Genomic DNA, 20,542 nt, shown 5'->3' with positions numbered 1-20,542 from the left:
CTTTAATTTCTTTCAATAAATAAAATTTCTCAATGTGTAGTATTAAATAATGCCCCATACCCCAATTCATCAATAATTTTTTGCCCCTTGCCACTTAAAACCCAGTCAATAAATATTTTAGAATTACCTTGAGGTTCAGTGGGAGTTAAAAAGTTTAAGTAAAACTCAAGTGGATAACGCCGGTTTCTAATTTCACTCTCTCCGGGAAAAACTCCATTTACGGCAATCGATTTTACCCTCACATCATTGATAAACCCAGTGATACCCACTGCGTTTTCATCCTTTAAAACTATCTCAATTATTTTATTGGCATCATTTAAAATATTTATTGTTTTACAGAGACTCTGATTTCTTAAGAATAATCTTTTAACAGGGGACTCGTTTTCAGTTAATTCGGAAAGTAGAGAAATATTGATATCAGCTTCATTATCTGTTAAAAAATCCCATCTGTTATTTGAACACGCAAGAATAGAAAGCAAATCTTGTGTACTAATGTTTTTAAGAGGATTATTATTATTTACTAGTACTTTTATTATATCCCGTGCAAAGATTGTTGTAACACCAATACTCTGAAATTTCTTGGCAATCAATTTTGTTTCCTCAACCGAAAAAACTCTTGTTGAAAAAACTATGTCCACCTCATTATCAATCAAACCCTCTATTGCATCAGAATTATTTCTAAATGTTATATAAGTATTTACTGCTGGGTAATCTTCTCTAAAACCTTCATTTAATTTTAGAATTAATTCTTTCATTGATTCGGGTCCGCTTAACCGAACCGAATTTTTTTCAATAAATGAGCTTGAGCAAGCAGTAAAAATTGTAATTAGTAGAATAATAATTAATGATCTCATCTTCTCTCAGCTTTGGATCGTAACCGAGCATTCTTAAATACAACACCATCATTCCATTCAGGTTCATTCTCACTATTAGCTAAGTGTAGCACTATGCCTAAAAGCAATTCTACATGTTGAGTAACAGCGTCAAAATTAATTGGTAGGGTAAGATCATCTTTCGGAGTGTGATAAATATTTTGGATATAATTAATCATCAATTCAATACCATCCTCCTGTGATATGTTTTCATAATCCATTCCTTCATAAATTAAAATAGAAGGGACTCCAGCTTTGGCAAAGGAGATTTGATCCGACTGTGAAAACGCGTCTGTAATTGAAAAGATTAATGGAATATTAGTAACCGTTAGATTTCTCTCTTGAGCAATTTTGCTAATATCATTTTTTAGTGAAGAAAACTCTGCACCAATTCCTACTATGCTTTTGAAGTTATCGAAACATGCAATTCCATCAATATTAAGATTTGCGATTGTTTTGTAAAGTGGGACAACCGGATTTTGTATATAGTACTCTGATCCCAACAATCCAAATTCCTCAGCTGTGGTTAAAATAAATATAATTGACCTTTTTGAGACTAAATTATATTCAGAAATAACTCTAGCCATTTCCAAAAGCGCCGAAGTTCCAATTGCGTTATCAAAAACCCCATTATAAATTGAGTCACCCTGAACCGACTTTCCAATTCCTAAGTGATCGTAATGAGCAGAAACAATAATATAGCTTTCTCTCAGTACTGGGTCATTTCCATTTATAATTCCAATAATATTAGGACTTAAAAAGGATTCTTCTTTAAAAAATCCGGCAAAACTAACTCTAACATTTAAAGGGAAAGCATCCATTTTATGTTTATTGTGCATCTCTATTATATTTTCAATTGTTTTTGAAGTACCGGTAAATAGTAGATCAGCGATTTCAGGATTGATCAAAATATCGAAGCTTTTGTTTACCGATGCCGCAAATGAAATAATTGGGAATGAAAAATCGATAATCTTTTTCTCCCAATTAAAATTTTGATCTTGCGATAAGTTTGGAATTAAAATAGTTCCAAGCGCTCCCCTGGAGAGTGCAATTCTTTGTTTTGCTTCAGGTAAACTATAAATGGTGGGATAATCACCATCAAAATATGTTGAATCGAGAGAGATAGGCTCCCCCTCAACAAACACAACAATTTTATTATTTACGTCAAAATTTTGATAATCATTGTAATCAAATTCGGGTGCTACTATTCCATAGCCAACAAAAATTAATTCCACTGAATCGGGTATATAAAATTGTGATCCGGTTCCATAGATTAAAAAATCTTCATATAAACTGCATGTAATAATTTCATCATCCAAATGAAGTTTTAATTTAGATGATCGAACTGGCTGTTTACTTTGAAGCGGAATATTTTGATAGAATGTTCCATCATTTCCTTTGGGAGTTAGTTTGAATTTGTCAAATTCGAGAGCAAGATATTTAGCTGTGAGATTTCCACCCAAGGTGCCTGGGGCTCTTCCCTCAAATAAATCGCTTCCCAAAAAGTTTAAATGACGTATTAGTTGATCCTTGCTAATTAATGATCTTAAATCAACCGTATCGGTCTGGGTATATATTAGCGAAGTCGTGGCCAGTATTAAAGTGAAAATTAATTTATTCATTAAATTCTATTGGTTAATTAATTTGAAATCCATTAAAAAAATAGGAAATTTATAACAACAAAATAAAAATTAATTGCTGAATAAAAATAACCAGCAAATTTCTCCTTAAATTTTGGAAAACAATTTGGACACAATTATGGCAAACAATAGTTTATTCTCCAAATATTCTCAAAACTCATCATATAGAACTGACAATTCGGATATAAATAAAAATAGTTTTCCATCACTCTCTTTCTTTTCGAGATTGTTAATGATTGTTATAAGAAGTAACCGATTAGCCCGAAGAGGTATTTATGATGATTACCGCTGGGTTGGCTCATCAATTGACGTAATAAATGCCCTCGAATATTCAGGTGTAGAGATGAATTTTGAAGGACTCGAAAATTTATACACAGTTGACGGCCCCGTTTTGTTTATTGGAAATCATATGAGCACACTCGAAACAATGGCACTGCCAAGTTTAATACATCCAATTAAGAAAGTTGTATATGTTATAAAGGAAGAATTGAGCAAGTATCCATTGTTTGGTCCGATAGCTTTAGCGCGTGATCCAATTTTGGTTGGAAGAGAGAATCCACGTGAAGATTTAAAAATAGTAATGGAAGAAGGTTCAAAAAAAATTCAAGCCGGTAAATCGATTATTATATTTCCGCAGAAGACTCGATCACAATTTTTTGATTCTTCTCTATTTAATTCATTAGGGGTAAAACTCGCAAAAAGAAACAATATTCCAATAATTCCCTTAGCTTTATTGACTGATGCATGGGGAAATGGAAAAATAATAAAAGAAGTTGGTAAAATTGATCCATCCAAAAAAGTTCACATCTCATTTGGTGAGCCAATTACAGTCTCAGGTAATGGCAGCGCGGAACATGAACAGGTGATACAATTCATTTCTGGCAAACTTTCCGAGTGGGGAAGGGGGGAGCTTATAGTTAAAACTTAATGGATTAAAATTCTTCGTCCCTATCTTTAAACTTAATAGTAAGTTCACATCGACTTAACATTGAGTTAATATTACAAACCTAACTTTCGCCCATCAAAATTTTTCAATAGAGAGAGAGAAAAATGAAACTAATTAACAAAATAGTTATGCCAGGATTTATGCCCCAAATTAAACTCATATTATTTTTCCTATTACTCGCAATTGCGGGTACTGATTCTTTTGCCCAGTCAAAAGGATCGGTTAGTGGAAAAGTAATTGATAAATCAAACAATGAATCATTGATTGGCGCTAATGTAATTTTACTCGGGACTAATTTTGGAAGCTCCACTGATTTAGATGGTGTTTTTTCAATTAAAGCTGTGCCTAGTGGAACATATGATTTAAAGGTGTCCTTCGTTTCCTATAACCCCGTTACAATACAGAATGTTATTGTTGGCGATGGAAAAGAGACCATCATTAACGTAACGCTTGAACCAACATCAACAAATTTAGCCGAAGTTGTAATTACAGCGGATATGATTAAGAGCTCGGAGGGCGCAGTTCTTAATATTCAAAAAAACTCGTTAAATATTGTTGATGGTCTCAGCGCTGAATTAATCAGTAAGAATAATAGTTCTGATGGAACAGATGTTCTAAAAAGAATGACTGGGGTTACCATTACTGATGGCAAATACGCTTTTGTGAGAGGTGTTGGAGATCGATATAATAATACAATGCTAAATGGTTCCAACCTGCCAAGTACCGATCCTGAGAAAAAAAGTTTTTCATATGATTTATTCCCGGCAAGTTTAATTGAGAATATTTTAACTTCAAAAACATTTACTCCCGATAAACCAGCAGACTTTACCGGAGGTTTAGTAGAGATTAATACAATTGAATTTCCATCGAAATTTATTTTTGATTTTAGCGCATCTACAGCTTACAACACAACAACCACAAATAAAGAATTTTTTGGATATGCCGGTGGAGCTAAAGATTGGCTGGGGTTTGATGATGGAACTAGGTCATTGCCATCGCTAATCCCAGATCGACGTTTAGATAGGACAAGTTTTACAAAGGATGAATTACAAAGTATTGGAAGATCATTCGCGAATAACTGGAATACAAAAACTTCTAAAGCCCCGGTGGGTGGAAGTTTAAAAATAAATCTTGGCAACAAACATGAATTTGGTGAAAATGTTTTTGGGTATATAGCTTCATTAAGTTATTCAAACTCTGATGAAATTAAACAGCTTGAAAGAAATAATTATGCTGATGATGGCCCCCGCTATTTATTTAATGGTGCCAATTATAACAACTCAGTTTCGTGGGGAGCTTTATTAAATACAAGCTTAAAAATAGGAAGCAACAATAAAATCAGCTTCAAAAATATTTATAACCAAAGCGCCGACAGTGAGACCATCCTATTTGAAGGGGATTATTTATTAAGTCCTGATTATAGAAAAGTCTCTTCACTTCGATATGTATCACGTTCACTTTCCTCATCCCAGTTGATAGGAGAACATCATTTAAAATTATTTAGTGGAGTAAGTTTTGATTGGAATATGAATTATGCGCGATCAAGACGAGAAGAACCTGATGCAAGAAGATACGTCTATGTTGGCGATCCCGAATATGATACACCTTTTATGTTTCTATTGGATCAGGCAGTTTCAACTAGATTTTTCAGCGATCTTGTAGATTTTAACAGAGGCGCGAGTTTTAATATAAAATTACAATTATTTGATAATCCTTCTCTTCCTACTTTCAAATTTGGTTTCGCTCATGATTATAAGAATCGTGATTTCGACGCAAGAGTATTTGGATTCCTAAATATTCCCGGCGGTAATTTTTCCGAAGAACAAAAAACATTATTCAAACCGATTGAAGAAATTTTTGATCCATCAAATATAAATCATCAGTTTATCGAAATTACTGAGATCACAAAACCATCTGATAGCTATTTATCAAATCAAGCGGTTACAGCCGCATATTTCATGACTGATTTTGAATTGATCTCTAAACTAAAGTTTGTAATAGGCGCCCGTTATGAAAGATCAGAATTAAACTTGATCTCTCAAACATTGACGGGAGAATCGGTTGAGGTTAAACCCAGATATAACGACCTGCTTCCATCACTTAATGTTACCTGGCAAATTAATGAAACGATGAATTTGAGAGGGGCATTCACAAAAACTTTAGCTCGACCTGAATTTAGAGAACTTGCTCCATTTACTTATTTCGATTTTCTTTTATATGAATTGGTTGAAGGAAATACAAATCTACAAAGAGCACTTATAAATAATTATGATTTACGTTATGAAATTTACCCTGCTCCAGGAGAACTGCTTGCCGTTAGCGTATTCTACAAAAGATTTCTTAATCCAATTGAGCAAGTACTTGTAGCATCTGCCGGATTCGCTCCATTCAGAACATTCGCGAATGCGGATAAAGCTAATAATTACGGTGTGGAATTTGAGCTCAGAAAAAATTTAGGATTCATTTCAAGCGCGCTTAAAAATTTATCATTTGTTGGTAATCTATCTTTGATCAACTCCTCTATCGATTTGGGTGGAAGCAGTAATGGTTTTCAAGTTAGAGAAAGAGCAATGCAGGGACAAGCAGATTATATCTCAAATTTAGGTTTGTACTACGAAAATTTTGAAAGTGGCACTTCAGCCTCAATTATTCATAACCGTGTTGGAGAAAGAATTTCTAGGGTAGGTTTTGCAAATTTAGGGGATATTGTTGAACTACCAAGAGATCAAGTTGACCTTTCTTTTTCACAAAACATAATGGACTTATTCTCAATTAAAGTTGCATTCAAAGATATTCTCGCGCAAGATCACAAATTTATTCAAAGAACTACAGAAGGCGATAAAATAGCAGAACGCTATAAAAGAGGGAGAACGATTTCTTTCGGACTCTCATACAAAATTTAATTTATAACTATTTGGAGGAATGATGAAAAAAGTACTATTGTTATTGTTTTTTGTTTTGTTTACTAATTTAACGTTTGGTCAAGATGTTGTTATCGAAGGTGATATTACCGGTACAGTAAATCTCACCACAGGTAAAACATACTTATTAAGAGGATTAGTGAGAGTTCAATCCGGCGGTGTATTAAATATCGAACCTGGTACCATTATCTTTGGTGAGAATGCAACACAGGGTTCGTTAATTGTAAAACCTGGCGGAAAGATATTTGCGAATGGCGCTGAAACAAACCCAATAGTATTTACCTCCGAATTTACAAAAGCAGGCTCAAGCCGAGCGCCATCATATGGCGATTGGGGCGGAATAATAATTTTAGGAAAAGCTCCAATAAATGTTGCCGGTGGAACCGCAAAGATAGAAGGACCATCGGACGAATATGGCGGTAATGATCCGGAAGATAACAGCGGGATAATAAGATATGTAAGAATAGAGTATCCGGGAATAGCTTATTCGCCAAATAATGAAATAAATGGATTAACACTTGGTGGAGTAGGCAGAGGAACAAAATTAGAATATATTCAAGTAAGTTATTGCGGCGATGATTCATTTGAATGGTTTGGCGGCACAGTAAACGCAAAATACTTGATAGCCTACAGAGGCTGGGATGATGATTTTGACACAGACTTCGGATATAATGGAAAATTACAATATTTGTTATCAGTTAGAGATCCACAGATAGCAGATCAATCACAATCGAATGGATTTGAATCAGATAATGATGGAACAGGTTCAACCAACAATCCAAGAACAAGTCCTACCTGGTACAACGTAACATTAATAGGACCGGCAGCGACAAAGAGCACACAGTACAATGCATTGTATAGAAGAGGGATGCATTTAAGAAGATCATCACAGAACAAGATAAACAATGCTTTAGTGATGGGATGGCCAGATGGCATATTGGTAGATGGTACAAATACAGTAGCCGATGCTAAAAGTGGTGGTATGTATATTAAGAACAGTATAGTAGCTGGCTCAGTATTAAATAATTTCAGATCAACAGACGCAACATTTCAAACAGAAATGAGCACTTGGTTTACAAATAATGGCGGTAGAGCTTTTGGTGAAAATAATGACATAAAATTGATTGATCCTTTTAATATCGCAAATCCAAATCCAATGCCTCAGGCCGGTTCACCAGTATTTACAGGTGGAGCAACTCCTCCGAATGATGGTTTCTTTGATCCCACAGCTACATTTGTTGGAGCATTCGGTACAAAGAACTGGACAGAAGGCTGGAGTAGTTTCAAAATTTTCACAACTGATATTAAAGAAGATTTTAATAATTCAATTCCAGCTTCGTTTGAATTAGCTCAGAACTATCCAAATCCTTTCAACCCAACAACTAATATTAAATTTGCACTGCCTAAAGAGGGGAATATAAAATTAGTAGTTTATAATATGCTGGGGCAGGAAGTAGCAGAATTAGTTAATGGATTCAAATCAGCAGGTAGTTATTCGGTTGAATGGAACGCGAATAATTTATCGACCGGTGTTTATGTTTATAGGCTTGAAGCTAACGGTTCAGTAATGACTAAAAAAATGATGTTAATAAAATAAATCTGTAAAATCTTCTCTCTCTCTGGGCGTACCCGTAAGGGGCGCCCTTTTTTTATTAGTGAGGGCAATGATCAATTGCCCTCTTGTTACCAATTAAATATTTTTTTTAGAAAGCAGAAATTACTCCAACTGAAAACTGTCCAAATTTTCTTTCAGTATCATAGGTATATTCACCGATCAATCTTATGTTGCGTCTCAGCATATACCCTAAACTCAGAGTTCCTGTACTGTACTTTAGCGATTTATCATCCGAATCAGTCCAATTATAAAGCGCAACCGCATACCATTTGCTTTCATCACCTTTAGGCATATAGATAAGTTCTCCAAATCCGCCGCTTGTTTTTAAGTCATTTAAGAATAGATCAGGTTTTTTATCTGTTCTCTGCAGATATTGAAAATTGAGTTCTAATTTATCTGAAGGGATAATTGAAAAATCGGGACCCCAAACAGAAACGGTATTTGTAAATTTCATATTAAGAGAATTCTCCAAATTCTCTTTGCCATACAATCCAAATCCACCAATTCTAAACCATTCATTGATTTCTTGAGAAATTCTTCCTACAAATATTTTATTTTTATCATTATCGAATACACGCAAATTACTGGCATGCCCAATTCCATTTCCATTAGTGATCTGAAATGTAAAGTCGTACCGCTGGGCAAACCATAGGTTAGCATAATTCCTCTGTCATAACTCAAATCAGCTTTGGCATATCCAGTTTTGACTTTATAGATATTATAATCCTCTAAAGTCAATCTTAATTCTCTCTTGAAAAGGGGATCGCTAACCTGAAATTGTCCAACAATTAAATCAACTTCTGTATCAAATAAATTATTAAACATTATGAACGCGTCTTCTATACCTGCAACCTCACCCCGCTCGCTGAAAAAGAAATAAAAGTAGTAAGCAACATTATCAGTTAGGGCTCCACCTGAAAGTATCTTTAGAATATTTGGTGCTGTAAAATCAATCTGTTTTGATTGTCGGTTATTATAAGTTACATAACCTTCAAGACGCAGAGCCAGTGGGATATCACGAATCAAAGATAGTTGATCATCTCCGGTTGGCATATAATAACGGGGCGCATCTTTATCGGCTAATACAAATCCGTTACCCGCGAATTCCTCGCCATAGGCTTTTAATTTTGGAAATGGTGCGTGGCATGTTTGACAGCTCATCTGATATTTTCTTCCGAATGCAGGTATTGCATCTATAACTGATGATGTTATAAAAATTATAAACAACACAATACTTATTTTACTTGTAATGTTTTTCATGATTTCACCTATGGAAGAATTGTAATTTCAGTTGAATGTTCATTTACTTTCACTATTGCAGATTCTGATTCCGGAACTCCTAAAAAATCAGCTACCGGCTTCACTAAAAGTTGATAATTTAATACAGCCCTCACAATTAATTTACCGGGGGGTAATGTATCGGGTAGATTAAAAGTGCAAGTTTCAATTTTCGTCTCTCTAGGACCAATTCTATAATCTACACCAAGCGAGGAAGTATTCCATTGTTGAATTGTCATCCTACCTTGTGGATCGAAATAGGGCATTCTAAAAATTCTATCACCAATTGGTATCCCATCTCTCTGAACTCCCTTAAAATCCGGCTGATCTAAAGCAATTCCCATATCCTGATAAGCCAGAACATCACTGCCAATTGTATATTCTTCTCCTGTAAATCCTTTTTTATCAACCGGAAGATGATACACATTACCTTTTTCATCTACTGCTTCAACATGCATCCATACAATTCTATCTTCAACCGAACCGCTAGGAAATTTATGACCGGTTTTTTGATTGAATAGCGCAATAGTAAACTTGACCGTCTCACCCGGCTCCGCTTCTCTAATATCGGGATGAACTCTCAATTCAACTACTCCTGCAATTTTCCCCGGATCATGAGCGCCATGGAATAAGTGAAGCTTTGCATCGGGATACTTTCCTCCCATCGATGCAGTCTTAAATTCTGCTTTTGTCATATGACAATCCTGACAATGCACCCCCTCTTTTGAGTACGGACCTTCTTTCCATTCGAGGTGTGTAGATTTTACCCAAACATCAAAGGGACTTTTTTCGTTATGACAAATACCGCAGAAGTCACCGGTTTTCATTAATGGATTTGATTCAATAATATGAGCAGGTGATTCTATACCGCTTAGTCTTGTTGAATATTTATTCCTACCCGGTTTCATTATGTAATTAAAATTATATGGAATATCTCCGCTAAATCCTGTAATGCTGTGGCAAACCTCGCATGAAACAGATTCATTTGCTCGCGAATTTTTTGAGGGAAGTGGTGGGGGAACATCTCCGCTTACATAAGAAATTGGTGCGTGGCATCCGTTGCAGCCGGCTTTTACTTCAGCAACTTTCTCATCTTTTTCGGCATGGGGCACGGCTAGCTTAAAATATTCTATTTCATCCCACTCATGAGTATATGCTTGAGACATCATTGACTGTCTCCATTGCTGGTAAAAATCGGTATGGCAAGCGGATCCACAAAATTCTGGGGTTTTAAAATCTTCGTAACGTAAAACTCCCAACCCAGTTTGAGAATAGATCGGAATACCAATCATGTTCAATAGTATCAACATGAGTAATTTATTTTTCATAATTGTACTCCTTAATAGTTTGAAAAACTGATTTAACTTATTTGAATAAAAACAGATTATCAAGTCCATCTTATCTTATTTTTTATGGAAGGGAGAATTATTGGGAAAATAGTATCAATAAATTGAATAAATTTGCCTACAAAAAAAACGGTTTTATGAAGTTATATCTATTTGTATTCTGTGTAATGGCGAGCCAAATGTTTTTTGCTCAGACTGGTATTATCAAATCATTCTACCCCGATGGAATGCTTCGTTCAGAGATATCATACGTGAATGATATTTTGGATGGAACAGCATTGCTATATCATCCCAATGGAAATCTTTCGCAAGAGAAAACTTTTAGTAAAGGTATTATTCATGGTTGGGTAAGGGAATATTACGACAGCGGATTACTGAAAGAAGAATTTTATATTGACCGTGGTATTAAAGATGGAACTCATAAAATTTATTTTGAAAATGGAGGGCTTAAATCAATTGAAGTCTTTGAAGCCGGGAAATTGGTGAGTAGAAATCAATTTAAATATGATCCACTCTATAAACCTTCAATTGAAGCATTTCAAGAGGGGAATAGACAAGTGGAAGTGTTAAGAAGAAAAAGGAGTAACCTCATTTGTGAAATCGATGTTTGCCCTCTTCCAATTGGAGGAATGAAATCTATTCAAGATATTCTAGTTTATCCTGAGCATGCCCTTCTTTATGGAATAGAAGGTACTGTGCTAATAATTGCTATAATTTCAGAAACCGGTGATGTTAAGGAAACAAAAATTTTGAAGGGTTTGGGATTAGGATGCGATGAAGCGGCTGACGCTGCGGTAAAACAAACTAAATTTCTTCCCGGTCAAGAGAAAGGTAAAGTGGTTGAAGCTAGTGTAACATTAAATATCGAATTTAAAATTTTAGATAGATCCTTAATAAAAAATGATTCAAAAGAGGAATTAAAATTGGTTATTTCCAATTCCGCTAAAAACACTCAGAATGAATTTGATAGAAGAAATTTCCGCATTGAATGTAAAGAACAATTTTGTCCGGTTGTAATTGGTGGATATGAATTAGTTTATAAAAATCTTGAAGTACTCTCAATAGCAAGGCGATTGAAACTAAAGGGGATCTTTGAAATTGAGGGGGAGATTGATGCAAATGGATTTATGACCGACGCGAGAGTTTTGAAAGGATTAGGATACGGGATGGATGAAGCGGCAGTCTCTGCTTTAATGAAATCTAAATATATACCGGCTAAAAAGGAGGGCAATGATGTACCTTCCAAGGTTTTAATTTATATGCCCTTCAATTATGAGGAACTAAATTAATTTTTGAAGAATTTCATGAAATTCAGATTCTAAATTTTTACCTCTATTTTTTCCATACCAGAGGTGTAAAGCCTCAAGAAATTCTGATTTGGTTTTGCCTTCATTTTTTAGTTGTGTTACTAATGCCTGTGCTTCTATTGGTCGTGCACCCCATTGAAATAATTCATTCCCCTGATCATCGAAAGCGATCAACTTTGGAATGGATCTCGCCCCATTCGTTAGATATTTATCCATTAAATCCAAATTTTGATCACGAGATACAATTCTTAATTCAATTTTTGGCGAGTACTCTGCAATTTTTGCAATATAAGGTACATTTTGAGCTGAATCCCCGCACCAATCTTCAGTTATTAGAATCCAATTCTGTTTTATCTCTAATTTATCCATAACATTTTTTAAGCTTTCAGAAATATTATAAGTTCTTGTAATTCGAGAACTTCTCTGGAAGTTTAATTTGAGCTGGTTTCTCTTTTCTTCTTCTACAGTGCTCAAGTTTCCTATAGTCTGTGAATTCAATTTCAACTCAAACTGTTTCCAGTAATCAGAGTATGATAAACCATCATCAAATTTTTCTAATAATAATATGTCTTTCATTTTAATCCGTTTTTAATGTTTGATGACAAAATTAGAAAAAAGATTCCTGTTCATTTTAAAATAATTGTGTATAGATATGTGAACAGCAATGGTTTTTGAGTGGCAAAAAACTTAAAAAATGGACTATTTTTAGTGGCATCAAGATTGAGTGGTAAAGAGTAAACTTTTCTCGAGGTGTGAAATGAAAAACAAGATAGCATTAATAATCGTAATCAGTCTGATGTCTGCATTTTCTACTAAAGCATCACCATCACGATTCGATATGTCCGTAAACATGTTCTATTCCTCGCTTCACCCTTATGGAACTTGGTTGGAAATCGATAATGGATTGATAGTTTGGCAGCCATCTCATGTGAATAGAAGATGGAAGCCATACACTAATGGAAGATGGTCGTGGACACAACATGGTTGGTATTGGGATTCATACGAACCATATGGATGGGCAGTATATCATTACGGCAGATGGTTTTATGATGATTATTATGGATGGATTTGGATTCCAGATAATGTTTGGGGCCCATCGTGGGTTGAGTGGAGATATGATGACGACTATATTGGATGGGCACCTCTACCTCCATATGCAAGTTTCCACTTTAGTTTTGGAATAAGATTTACAACTGGATGGAGGTCTCATTACTCATATTGGAATTTTGTCTCATACAGAAGATTTTGTGACCCAAGAATTAATTATTATATAATTGATTCAAGAAGAAGTTCAAGGATATTTGAGAATACTAAATATCGCACAAATTATTACTCTGATAGAGAGAGAATCGTTAATGGCGGAGTTGATAGAGATTTCGTTGAAAGAAGAGGCGGTTATAGAGTAGCAGAACGTGATATCAAGACCGTTGATAATGTTAGTGAATTTGAAAGAAGCAGAGAATCTCGTAATAAAAGTATCTATACATACAGACCAAATGAAAGAGAAGTAATTAGTGAAAGAAATATAAATAGGGCCGAAATTACCAGGGGTGAGAGAAAAACTGCTCTTGAAACAGATAAGTTCGCAATTGAATCAAAGAGAGAAATTGATAGGAGTGGAGTAAGAGATTCTGAAAATTCTGAATTCAAAACCCGTGAGAGAGAAAATTCTAGTTTTGAATTAAATACCGGACGAGAAAAAAATGAACTACGTAAAAAAGAGAATGAGAGGAGACTTGAACCAGAATCTGAGCGCACTTATAATAGGAGAGAGAACAACAAGAATGAAATGAGGAATCCTCCTACTGAGCGTAGAGAACCAAGGACTGAAAGAGTTGAGCCGAAAAGAGAATCAAATGAGAGACCTCTCCCACGGATAGAGAGTAAAACAGAAAGTAGAAATTCAACTCCATCAAGAAGTTTTGAAGCGCCTCAAAATAGATCGAATGATAATGGTAGAGTACGTGAATCATCTCCAAATAGAGAAAGCGGTCGTTCTTCTGGAAGTGATAGGAGTGGATCAGAAAGAAGAAGATAACAGATTTTACATTGTAGAATCTAAATTAAAAATAAAAGCCTTCGGAGAAATTTCTTCGAAGGTTTTTATTTGAATTATGTCTCAACCTTGCTTTGAGTCAAAAATTCTTCAACAAAAAATTTTTTTACGGATTTTTTTTCTTCTCCCTTACTTTTTTCATATTGCTCAAAACCCCAGCTGCTGCTTATACCATTAATATCTGCAATCGATTTTAACCAATTGAGTTCGAAGAGGTGCAATTCTTTATCTGCCACCGCCAATCGTATCCCATCCAACAGAAATGCTTCAGCAATTTTTTTATCTGAAAATTTTGGCGGGTCTTGGACTAAATATTCATTCTCAAAATATTCGTTCATTGCAGTATCACAGAATTCTTTATCAAAGCCAAGAATATTAGCCAGTTTAACTAGATTTTCTCTCTCCTGCCTTACGATTTTTTTATCTTTGCCAACCAGAATTAATAAAGCTTTTAAGTAGTTGCCTCTATCCTGTGGAGTCATGTTTTGCTCTTTATTTGTGCCTAAATTAGTAAATATTTAATTAATTTATTCAATATCTAAAATAAAATATTATACAAAATGAACAGAACACAATGTATCAATCCGGCTAATGGTGAAATATTAGGAAGCGTAGCAGTGGACAGTCCTTCACAATTGAGCGAAATAATAGCAAATGCCAGGAATGCTCAGCGGAAGTGGAGCTCACTTCATCTTTCGGAGAAAATCAAAAAACTAAAGAAAATTAGAGATTATATTGTAAACAATGCTGAATCAATAGCGGAAATTATTTCAGCGGATAATGGAAAGACTAAGATTGATGCACTTGCCACAGAAGTAATTCCGGCGGCAATGTCTATCACATACTATTGTAAAAGAGCTAAAAGTTTTCTTAAAGAGACCAATTTATCTGCAGGCAATATTCTTCTTATAAATAAAAGAAGTAGGATTGTTCGAGTTCCGTACGGAGTAGTTGGAATTATTTCTCCTTGGAACTATCCATTCTCCATTCCTTTTGGAGAGATAATTAAAGCGCTGCTGGCTGGTAATGCCGTACTTCTTAAAACCGCTACTGAAACACAGATGGTAGGGATGCAGATTAAGAAAGCAATTGAATCAGCACAACTACCCGAAAATATTTTTTCATACTTAAATATTTCCGGCAAAGAAGCGGGGGATGCTTTCCTTGAATCTGGGGTAGATAAATTATTCTTTACGGGATCAGTAGAAGTTGGTAAATATCTAATGAAAAAATCAGCAGAGACTCTAACTCCAATCAATTTGGAATTAGGGGGTAATGATGCTATGATAGTTTGTGACGATGCTGATCTAGAGAGGGCATCTAATGGAGCATTATGGGCAGGATTCAGCAACGCTGGTCAATCATGCGGTGGTGTTGAACGTATTTATGTTCATTCAAAAGTCTATGATGATTTTTTATTATTGTTAAAACAAAAAATTGAAAATCTGAGACTCGGAATTGGAAATGATTATAATTCGGATATGGGATGTTTAACTACCCAAAAACAATATAATTTGGTACTTGAGCATATTGAGGAAGCAAAATCGAAAGGGGCAATTGTATATGCAGAGTCAAAACTTCCGACTGATAAAGAACTAAAAAATTTTTTACCTGCTTCAGTTTTAACAAATGTAAACCATGATATGAGGTTAATGCGCGAGGAAACTTTCGGTCCAATAGTTGGGGTTATGAAATTCAATAGTTATGAAGAAGCAATTAATCTGGCTAATGATTCAAATTTGGGGTTAACCGGTTCGGTTTGGACCAAATCGTCCAAACTTGGAAATGAAATTGCACAAAGAATTAATGCCGGTGTAATAACCATCAATGATCACTTAATGAGTCACGGTTTAACGGAAACACCATGGGGCGGCATAAAAGAATCGGGAATTGGGCGCACTCATGGTAAAATTGGTTTTGATGAAATGACTTATCCTAAAGTTATTGTGAAAGACATTCTTCCTTTTGTAAAAAGAAATCTTTGGTGGCATCCTTATAACTTTAATGTTTTTGCCGGATTAAATGGGATGTTAAATTTTTTATATTCAAAATCATTCTCATTAAAAGTAACTGGATTAATCAAACTTGTTAAGTTATTCCCAAGAATGTTCAGGAAATAATGAGCAGTGAGTTAGCCAGATTTAATCCAAAAAAAATAATAAGTATTGGATTCTCAGAGGAGAGGAATTACAATAGATTTTTAATTAAAGAAGTGAGCTTAATTTATTTTGGTCAACTTTTTTTTCGAAAATTTTGAAGCTTATCTTTAAATTTATGAATCATATTTCTTGCCCATAAAAATTCTGTTGCAAGTATTGAAAGTCCAATTGGAATTACAATAAACGCTGGTCCCGGTAAAACAATTAAAATTATTCCAATAATCAAAATTGTTCCGCCGATTATTCCTACTATTAATCTTTTAATTTGTTTTAGTGTTTTCATAATATTATTAAATTCTTTCTGCTCTATTTAGATTTGATATCGTCAGTAATGCAGTAGCATTTCATTTGATAATTATTTAATCCAGTACACTTCCTTGTTTTATGTAAAAAACAGCCGGATTTTCACTTTACTTATTTAAAAATCCGGCATATAATTTTGAAATTTTAGAACTTAGGATTAATCCCTAAGTTATGATACATAAACGAATACATATCGGTAAGAAGTTCAATAGTTTTAGAAGTGCTTGTACCAGCGCCATGCCCAACTTTTGTCTCAATTCTTACAAGGGCAGGATTTTTTGAAGATACTTTCTCCTGAAGTGCCGCAGTATATTTAAATGAATGAGCAGGGAATACTCTGTCATCATGATCGGCAGTTGTTACCATGGTTGCCGGATATATCACATCCTTTTTTATATTATGAAGAGGGGAGTATTTAATTAAATAGCTAAATTGTTCCGGGTTATCGCTTGAGCCATACTCGGGAACCCATGCCCATCCAATAGTAAATTTATGAAATCGAAGCATATCCATCACACCAACTTGTGGAAATGCTACTTTATATAGTTCCGGTCTTTGATTTATAACCGCTCCAACCAGCAATCCGCCATTCGATCCTCCCTGTATCGCTAACTTTTGTGAATTGGTGTATTTATTATTTATCAAATATTCAGCGGCATAAATAAAATCGTCGAATACATTTTGTTTTTTATGGAGCATCCCGGCTTTGTGCCACTCTTCACCATATTCGCCGCCGCCACGCAGGCAAGCCATGGCATAAACAAATCCATTATCAAGCAATGGAATTCTTGCAACAGAAAACCCGGGCTGCATAGATATATTAAACCCGCCGTAAGCGTATAACAAAGTTGGATTATTTCCATCCAGTTTTAATCCTTTTTTGTGCACAATAAATAGAGGGATTTTAGTGCCATCTTTGCTTTCGTAAAATATTTGTTTTGTTTCATAATTCTCCGGGATAAATTTTACATCCGATTTACGAAACAACTCAGATTTATTTTCCTTCACGTTATACTTAAAAATAGTTGGTGGATACGTGAATGAAGTAAAGGTAAAGAAAGTTTCTGAATCCTCTTTCTTCCCACCAAATCCACTAACTGTACCAATTGAGGGCAGTTCTACATTGTATAAAAATTTTCCTTCTAAATTGAAAACGCTAACCACATTTGTAGCGTCTTTAAGATATCGCACAAATAATTTATTATCGAGCAATGAAACGGCTTGAATAACATCTTTTGATTCGGGTATAATTACTTTCCAATTATTTTTATTGGGATTTTTAGAATCAACTAATACCACCTTATTATTTGGCGCGCCCAAATTTGTAGTTATATAAAATAGATATCCCATATTTTCAACAAAATCATAAGATGCATCTGGTGTCTCGGAAATTTTAATAATATCTGAATTTTCTTCAAGATTTTTATACCATAACATATTTTTGGATGATGAACCTTCCCAAACTGAAATGATTAAAAACTTTTCATCATCTGTTACACTAGCTCCCCAGCCTCTCTTCGGGTTTTCCTTATCATGGATTATCAATTTATCATCTGACTGCGCGGTACCAAGTTTATGGTAGTATAATTTCTGAAATTCGTTTTTTTGTTTTAATTCTTCTCCCGCTTTTGGTTCATCATATCTGCTGTAAAAAAATCCATCTTTATACCAGGCGAGTCCGGTAAATTTTGCCCACTTAATAATATCGCCGGTAAGTTGTTTTGTCTCAACACTCATCACATAAAATTCTCTCCAATCGGAACCTCCTTTTGAAATTCCGTAACCGGCGTATTTATAATCCTTTGAAAAAGTTAAACCAGCAAGACTCACAGATCCATCAGTTGATAGTTTATTTGGATCAAGAAAGACTTCGGGCTTACCATCTAATCCTTTTTGAATATAAACTATACTTTGTTCTTGTAGTCCATCATTTTTTGAGAAAACATAATGAGCCCCAATTTTTGAAGAGGCAGAATATTTTTCATAATTCCAAATCTCTGTTAATTGAGTTTTAATTTTATCTCGGTATGGTATTTTTGATAAATAGCTTTCTGTCAAATTATTTTGATTCTCAACCCATTGCTTAGTTAAATCCGAATTCAGATCCTCGAGCCAACGGTATTCATCATTTATTTTGACGCTATTATAATCATCTATATGCTCAATTTTAGGAGAAGTGGGATAAACCAAACTTTGAGCAAACACAAAATAGTTTGCGGTCAATAACAATATTAATATGTATTGAAAAACCTTACGCATTGTCACTCCGTTAATTTATTGTTTCTGTTAGCTAAAATATGCTGGATTATATAAAAATGAAAATAAATTCGATACCAAAATATTTTAGAAAAATAGGAAGTTATACTTAATAAAATAAAGTATTTATGCCAAATCAGGATATTTCCTTTAATACTTAATGAGAAATCGAAGATTAATAAACAAAATTAAGTTAAATGCGAATCACAAAATAATCTTTACTAACCGATTCTTTTTGCTAAAGAATTTTAAGCTCTCTATTTTATACGTAAGTGATTTAAGATGATTTGCAGAAAGAATTGAGGAATGCATTGTACATAATAGAATCAAATACTTTCTTTAAACATCCAGAAACTATATTTATTTCAACAAATTTTTCAAACCAAAAACTTTCATTCGAGGTTAACAATGGCTAGTAAAGCTTTTAATCCTTTCGAAATGGCGCAAGCGCAATTTGATAAGGTAGCAGAAATTTTAAATCTTGATCAGGGGACAAGAGAAATATTAAGAAACCCTCTCCGCGAATATCATTTCAGTATTCCTGTTAGAATGGATGACGGATCATTCAAAGTATTCCGGGGATTTAGAGTACAGCATAATGATGCGCGTGGACCAAATAAAGGTGGAATTCGTTTCCATCCTCATGAAACAAGCGATACAGTTAGGGCTCTAGCTATGTGGATGACCTGGAAATGCGCCGTAGTTAATATTCCGTTAGGTGGCGGCAAAGGAGGAGTAATCTGCGATCCACATAACTTAAGTATGAGAGAGCAGGAACAAATATGCAGAGGGTGGGCACGCCAAATGGCGAAAAATGTTGGACCGATAAATGATGTTCCCGCGCCTGATGTTATGACAAACTCACAACACATGCTTTGGATGTTGGATGAATTTGAGACAATTACAGGTGGTAAGTATCCAGGATTTATAACCGGTAAACCTGTTGGAATGGGAGGTTCATTAGGCAGAACTGAAGCTACAGGTTATGGAGTAATTTTTACAGTTCGTGAGGCATTAAAGGAATTGGGTCTCAAACCGGAAGAAACAACCGCTAGCGTTCAAGGTTTTGGTAATGTTGCACAGTACGCAATTGATTTGTACACTAAACTGGGTGGAAAAGTAATTTGTGTTTCTTGCTGGGACCAAAAAGATCAATGCTCATATTCTTTTAGAAGAACCAGTGGAATTGACTTGCAAGAATTATTGAAAATTACCGATAAATTTGGTGGAATTGATAAGGCAAAGGCAAAACAAATTGGTTATGAAATTTTAGATGGTGACGCATGGATTGAGCAAGATGTTGAATTATTACTCCCTTGCGCACTAGAAAATCAAATAAGAGAAGATAATGCAGGTAAAATTTCCTCAAAAGTTAAAATGATTGCTGAAGGAGCCAATGGACCTACTACTCCTGAAGCCGATAAAATAATAGAGGAGAAAGGAATTTTTGTAATACCAGATTTCCTTGCCAATGCCGGTGGAGTAACCTGCTCATACTTTGAGCAAGTGCAATGCAATATGAATTATTATTGGGAAAGAGATGAAGTGTTAAGTAAGTTGGATACAAAAATGACAGCGGCATATTTAGCTGTTAGTGAATTAGCACGTAAACGAAAATTATATATGCGCGACGCAGCTTATGTAATTTCGATTAATAGAGTAGCTCAGGCATGCAAAGACAGAGGCTGGGTATAAGCCTGGCGTTTTTCAAGTAGGAGAGGCCATTAGCCTCTCCTTTTTTTATCGCATAAACAAAACATTTTTCTATTCTTTTCCCACACTAGTTCACACTATTTATATAATCTTAATTGTTTTAAGAGGATTTATTTTTCTATAAATTATC

14 protein-coding genes and 1 pseudogene are annotated in these 20,542 nt (G+C 34.7%); 7 read left to right on the top strand and 8 right to left on the bottom strand.

The features are described from left to right. Positions 1-29: 29 nt before the first annotated feature. The gene (locus KF816_10750; GenBank protein MBX3008494.1) at positions 30-854 is read right to left on the bottom strand and encodes a substrate-binding domain-containing protein; all 825 of its coding nucleotides are present in this window, start codon (positions 852-854) and stop codon (positions 30-32) included. After that, entirely contained in the window at positions 851-2,494 is a 1,644-nt protein-coding gene (locus KF816_10745) for a M28 family peptidase (protein ID MBX3008493.1), read from the bottom strand. Before KF816_10745 ends, KF816_10750 begins: the two co-directional genes overlap by 4 nt. A gap of 136 nt (positions 2,495-2,630) precedes the next feature. Between KF816_10745 and KF816_10740 the strand changes: the two genes are divergently transcribed. The 3 genes from KF816_10740 to KF816_10730 all read left to right on the top strand — a co-directional run bounded on the left by KF816_10740 (position 2,631) and on the right by KF816_10730 (position 7,976). After that, positions 2,631-3,440, top strand: a complete 810-nt coding sequence (locus KF816_10740; protein ID MBX3008492.1) for a 1-acyl-sn-glycerol-3-phosphate acyltransferase — start codon at positions 2,631-2,633, stop codon at positions 3,438-3,440. Positions 3,441-3,562: 122 nt separating this feature from the next. Next, positions 3,563-6,361: a TonB-dependent receptor gene (locus tag KF816_10735; GenBank protein ID MBX3008491.1), complete on the top strand. Its 2,799-nt coding sequence runs from the start codon at positions 3,563-3,565 to the stop codon at positions 6,359-6,361. A gap of 19 nt (positions 6,362-6,380) precedes the next feature. Next, complete coding sequence (locus KF816_10730) at positions 6,381-7,976, top strand: T9SS type A sorting domain-containing protein (protein ID MBX3008490.1); 1,596 nt, start codon at positions 6,381-6,383, stop codon at positions 7,974-7,976. A gap of 106 nt (positions 7,977-8,082) precedes the next feature. Here KF816_10730 and KF816_10725 read toward each other — a convergent pair. Both KF816_10725 and KF816_10720 read right to left on the bottom strand, forming a co-directional pair. Continuing rightward, positions 8,083-9,254, bottom strand: a pseudogene (locus tag KF816_10725) (hypothetical protein). Between the two features lie 8 nt (positions 9,255-9,262). Then, complete coding sequence (locus tag KF816_10720; protein ID MBX3008489.1) at positions 9,263-10,600, bottom strand: hypothetical protein; 1,338 nt, start codon at positions 10,598-10,600, stop codon at positions 9,263-9,265. A 197-nt stretch (positions 10,601-10,797) separates the two neighbouring features. Here KF816_10720 and KF816_10715 point away from each other — a divergent pair, with 197 nt between their 5' ends. Beyond that, positions 10,798-11,907 (top strand): TonB family protein, encoded by a 1,110-nt coding sequence (locus tag KF816_10715; protein MBX3008488.1) that lies wholly within the window; start codon positions 10,798-10,800, stop codon positions 11,905-11,907. On the opposite strand, the gene KF816_10710 is transcribed toward KF816_10715, so the two are convergent. Further along, positions 11,899-12,501, bottom strand: a complete 603-nt coding sequence (locus KF816_10710) for a thioredoxin family protein (GenBank protein MBX3008487.1) — start codon at positions 12,499-12,501, stop codon at positions 11,899-11,901. The genes KF816_10715 and KF816_10710 overlap by 9 nt on opposite strands. Before the next feature lie 181 nt (positions 12,502-12,682). Between KF816_10710 and KF816_10705 the strand changes: the two genes are divergently transcribed. Beyond that, positions 12,683-13,963 (top strand): hypothetical protein, encoded by a 1,281-nt coding sequence (locus tag KF816_10705; protein ID MBX3008486.1) that lies wholly within the window; start codon positions 12,683-12,685, stop codon positions 13,961-13,963. Positions 13,964-14,037: 74 nt separating this feature from the next. Here the strand turns inward: KF816_10705 and KF816_10700 are convergent, their stop codons facing one another. Continuing rightward, a complete protein-coding gene (locus KF816_10700; protein ID MBX3008485.1) occupies positions 14,038-14,463 on the bottom strand; it encodes a hypothetical protein in 426 nt (141 codons plus the stop codon). 78 nt (positions 14,464-14,541) lie between these two features. On the opposite strand from KF816_10700, the gene KF816_10695 reads away from it, so the two are divergent. Next, a complete protein-coding gene (locus KF816_10695) occupies positions 14,542-16,101 on the top strand; it encodes an aldehyde dehydrogenase family protein (GenBank protein MBX3008484.1) in 1,560 nt (519 codons plus the stop codon). A gap of 112 nt (positions 16,102-16,213) precedes the next feature. Here the strand turns inward: KF816_10695 and KF816_10690 are convergent, their stop codons facing one another. Next, entirely contained in the window at positions 16,214-16,423 is a 210-nt protein-coding gene (locus KF816_10690) for a PGPGW domain-containing protein (GenBank protein ID MBX3008483.1), read from the bottom strand. A 164-nt stretch (positions 16,424-16,587) separates the two neighbouring features. Beyond that, the gene (locus KF816_10685) at positions 16,588-18,702 is read right to left on the bottom strand and encodes a S9 family peptidase (protein MBX3008482.1); all 2,115 of its coding nucleotides are present in this window, start codon (positions 18,700-18,702) and stop codon (positions 16,588-16,590) included. A gap of 405 nt (positions 18,703-19,107) precedes the next feature. On the opposite strand from KF816_10685, the gene KF816_10680 reads away from it, so the two are divergent. Continuing rightward, positions 19,108-20,394, top strand: a complete 1,287-nt coding sequence (locus KF816_10680) for a Glu/Leu/Phe/Val dehydrogenase (protein MBX3008481.1) — start codon at positions 19,108-19,110, stop codon at positions 20,392-20,394. Positions 20,395-20,542 lie beyond the last annotated feature (148 nt).

Source organism: Melioribacteraceae bacterium, from assembly GCA_019638015.1.
Classification (GTDB): Bacteria; Bacteroidota; Ignavibacteria; order Ignavibacteriales; family Melioribacteraceae; genus JAHBUP01.
The sequence above is the reverse complement of the archived record's forward strand: the minus strand, read 5'-3'. Positions and strand labels throughout refer to the sequence as shown.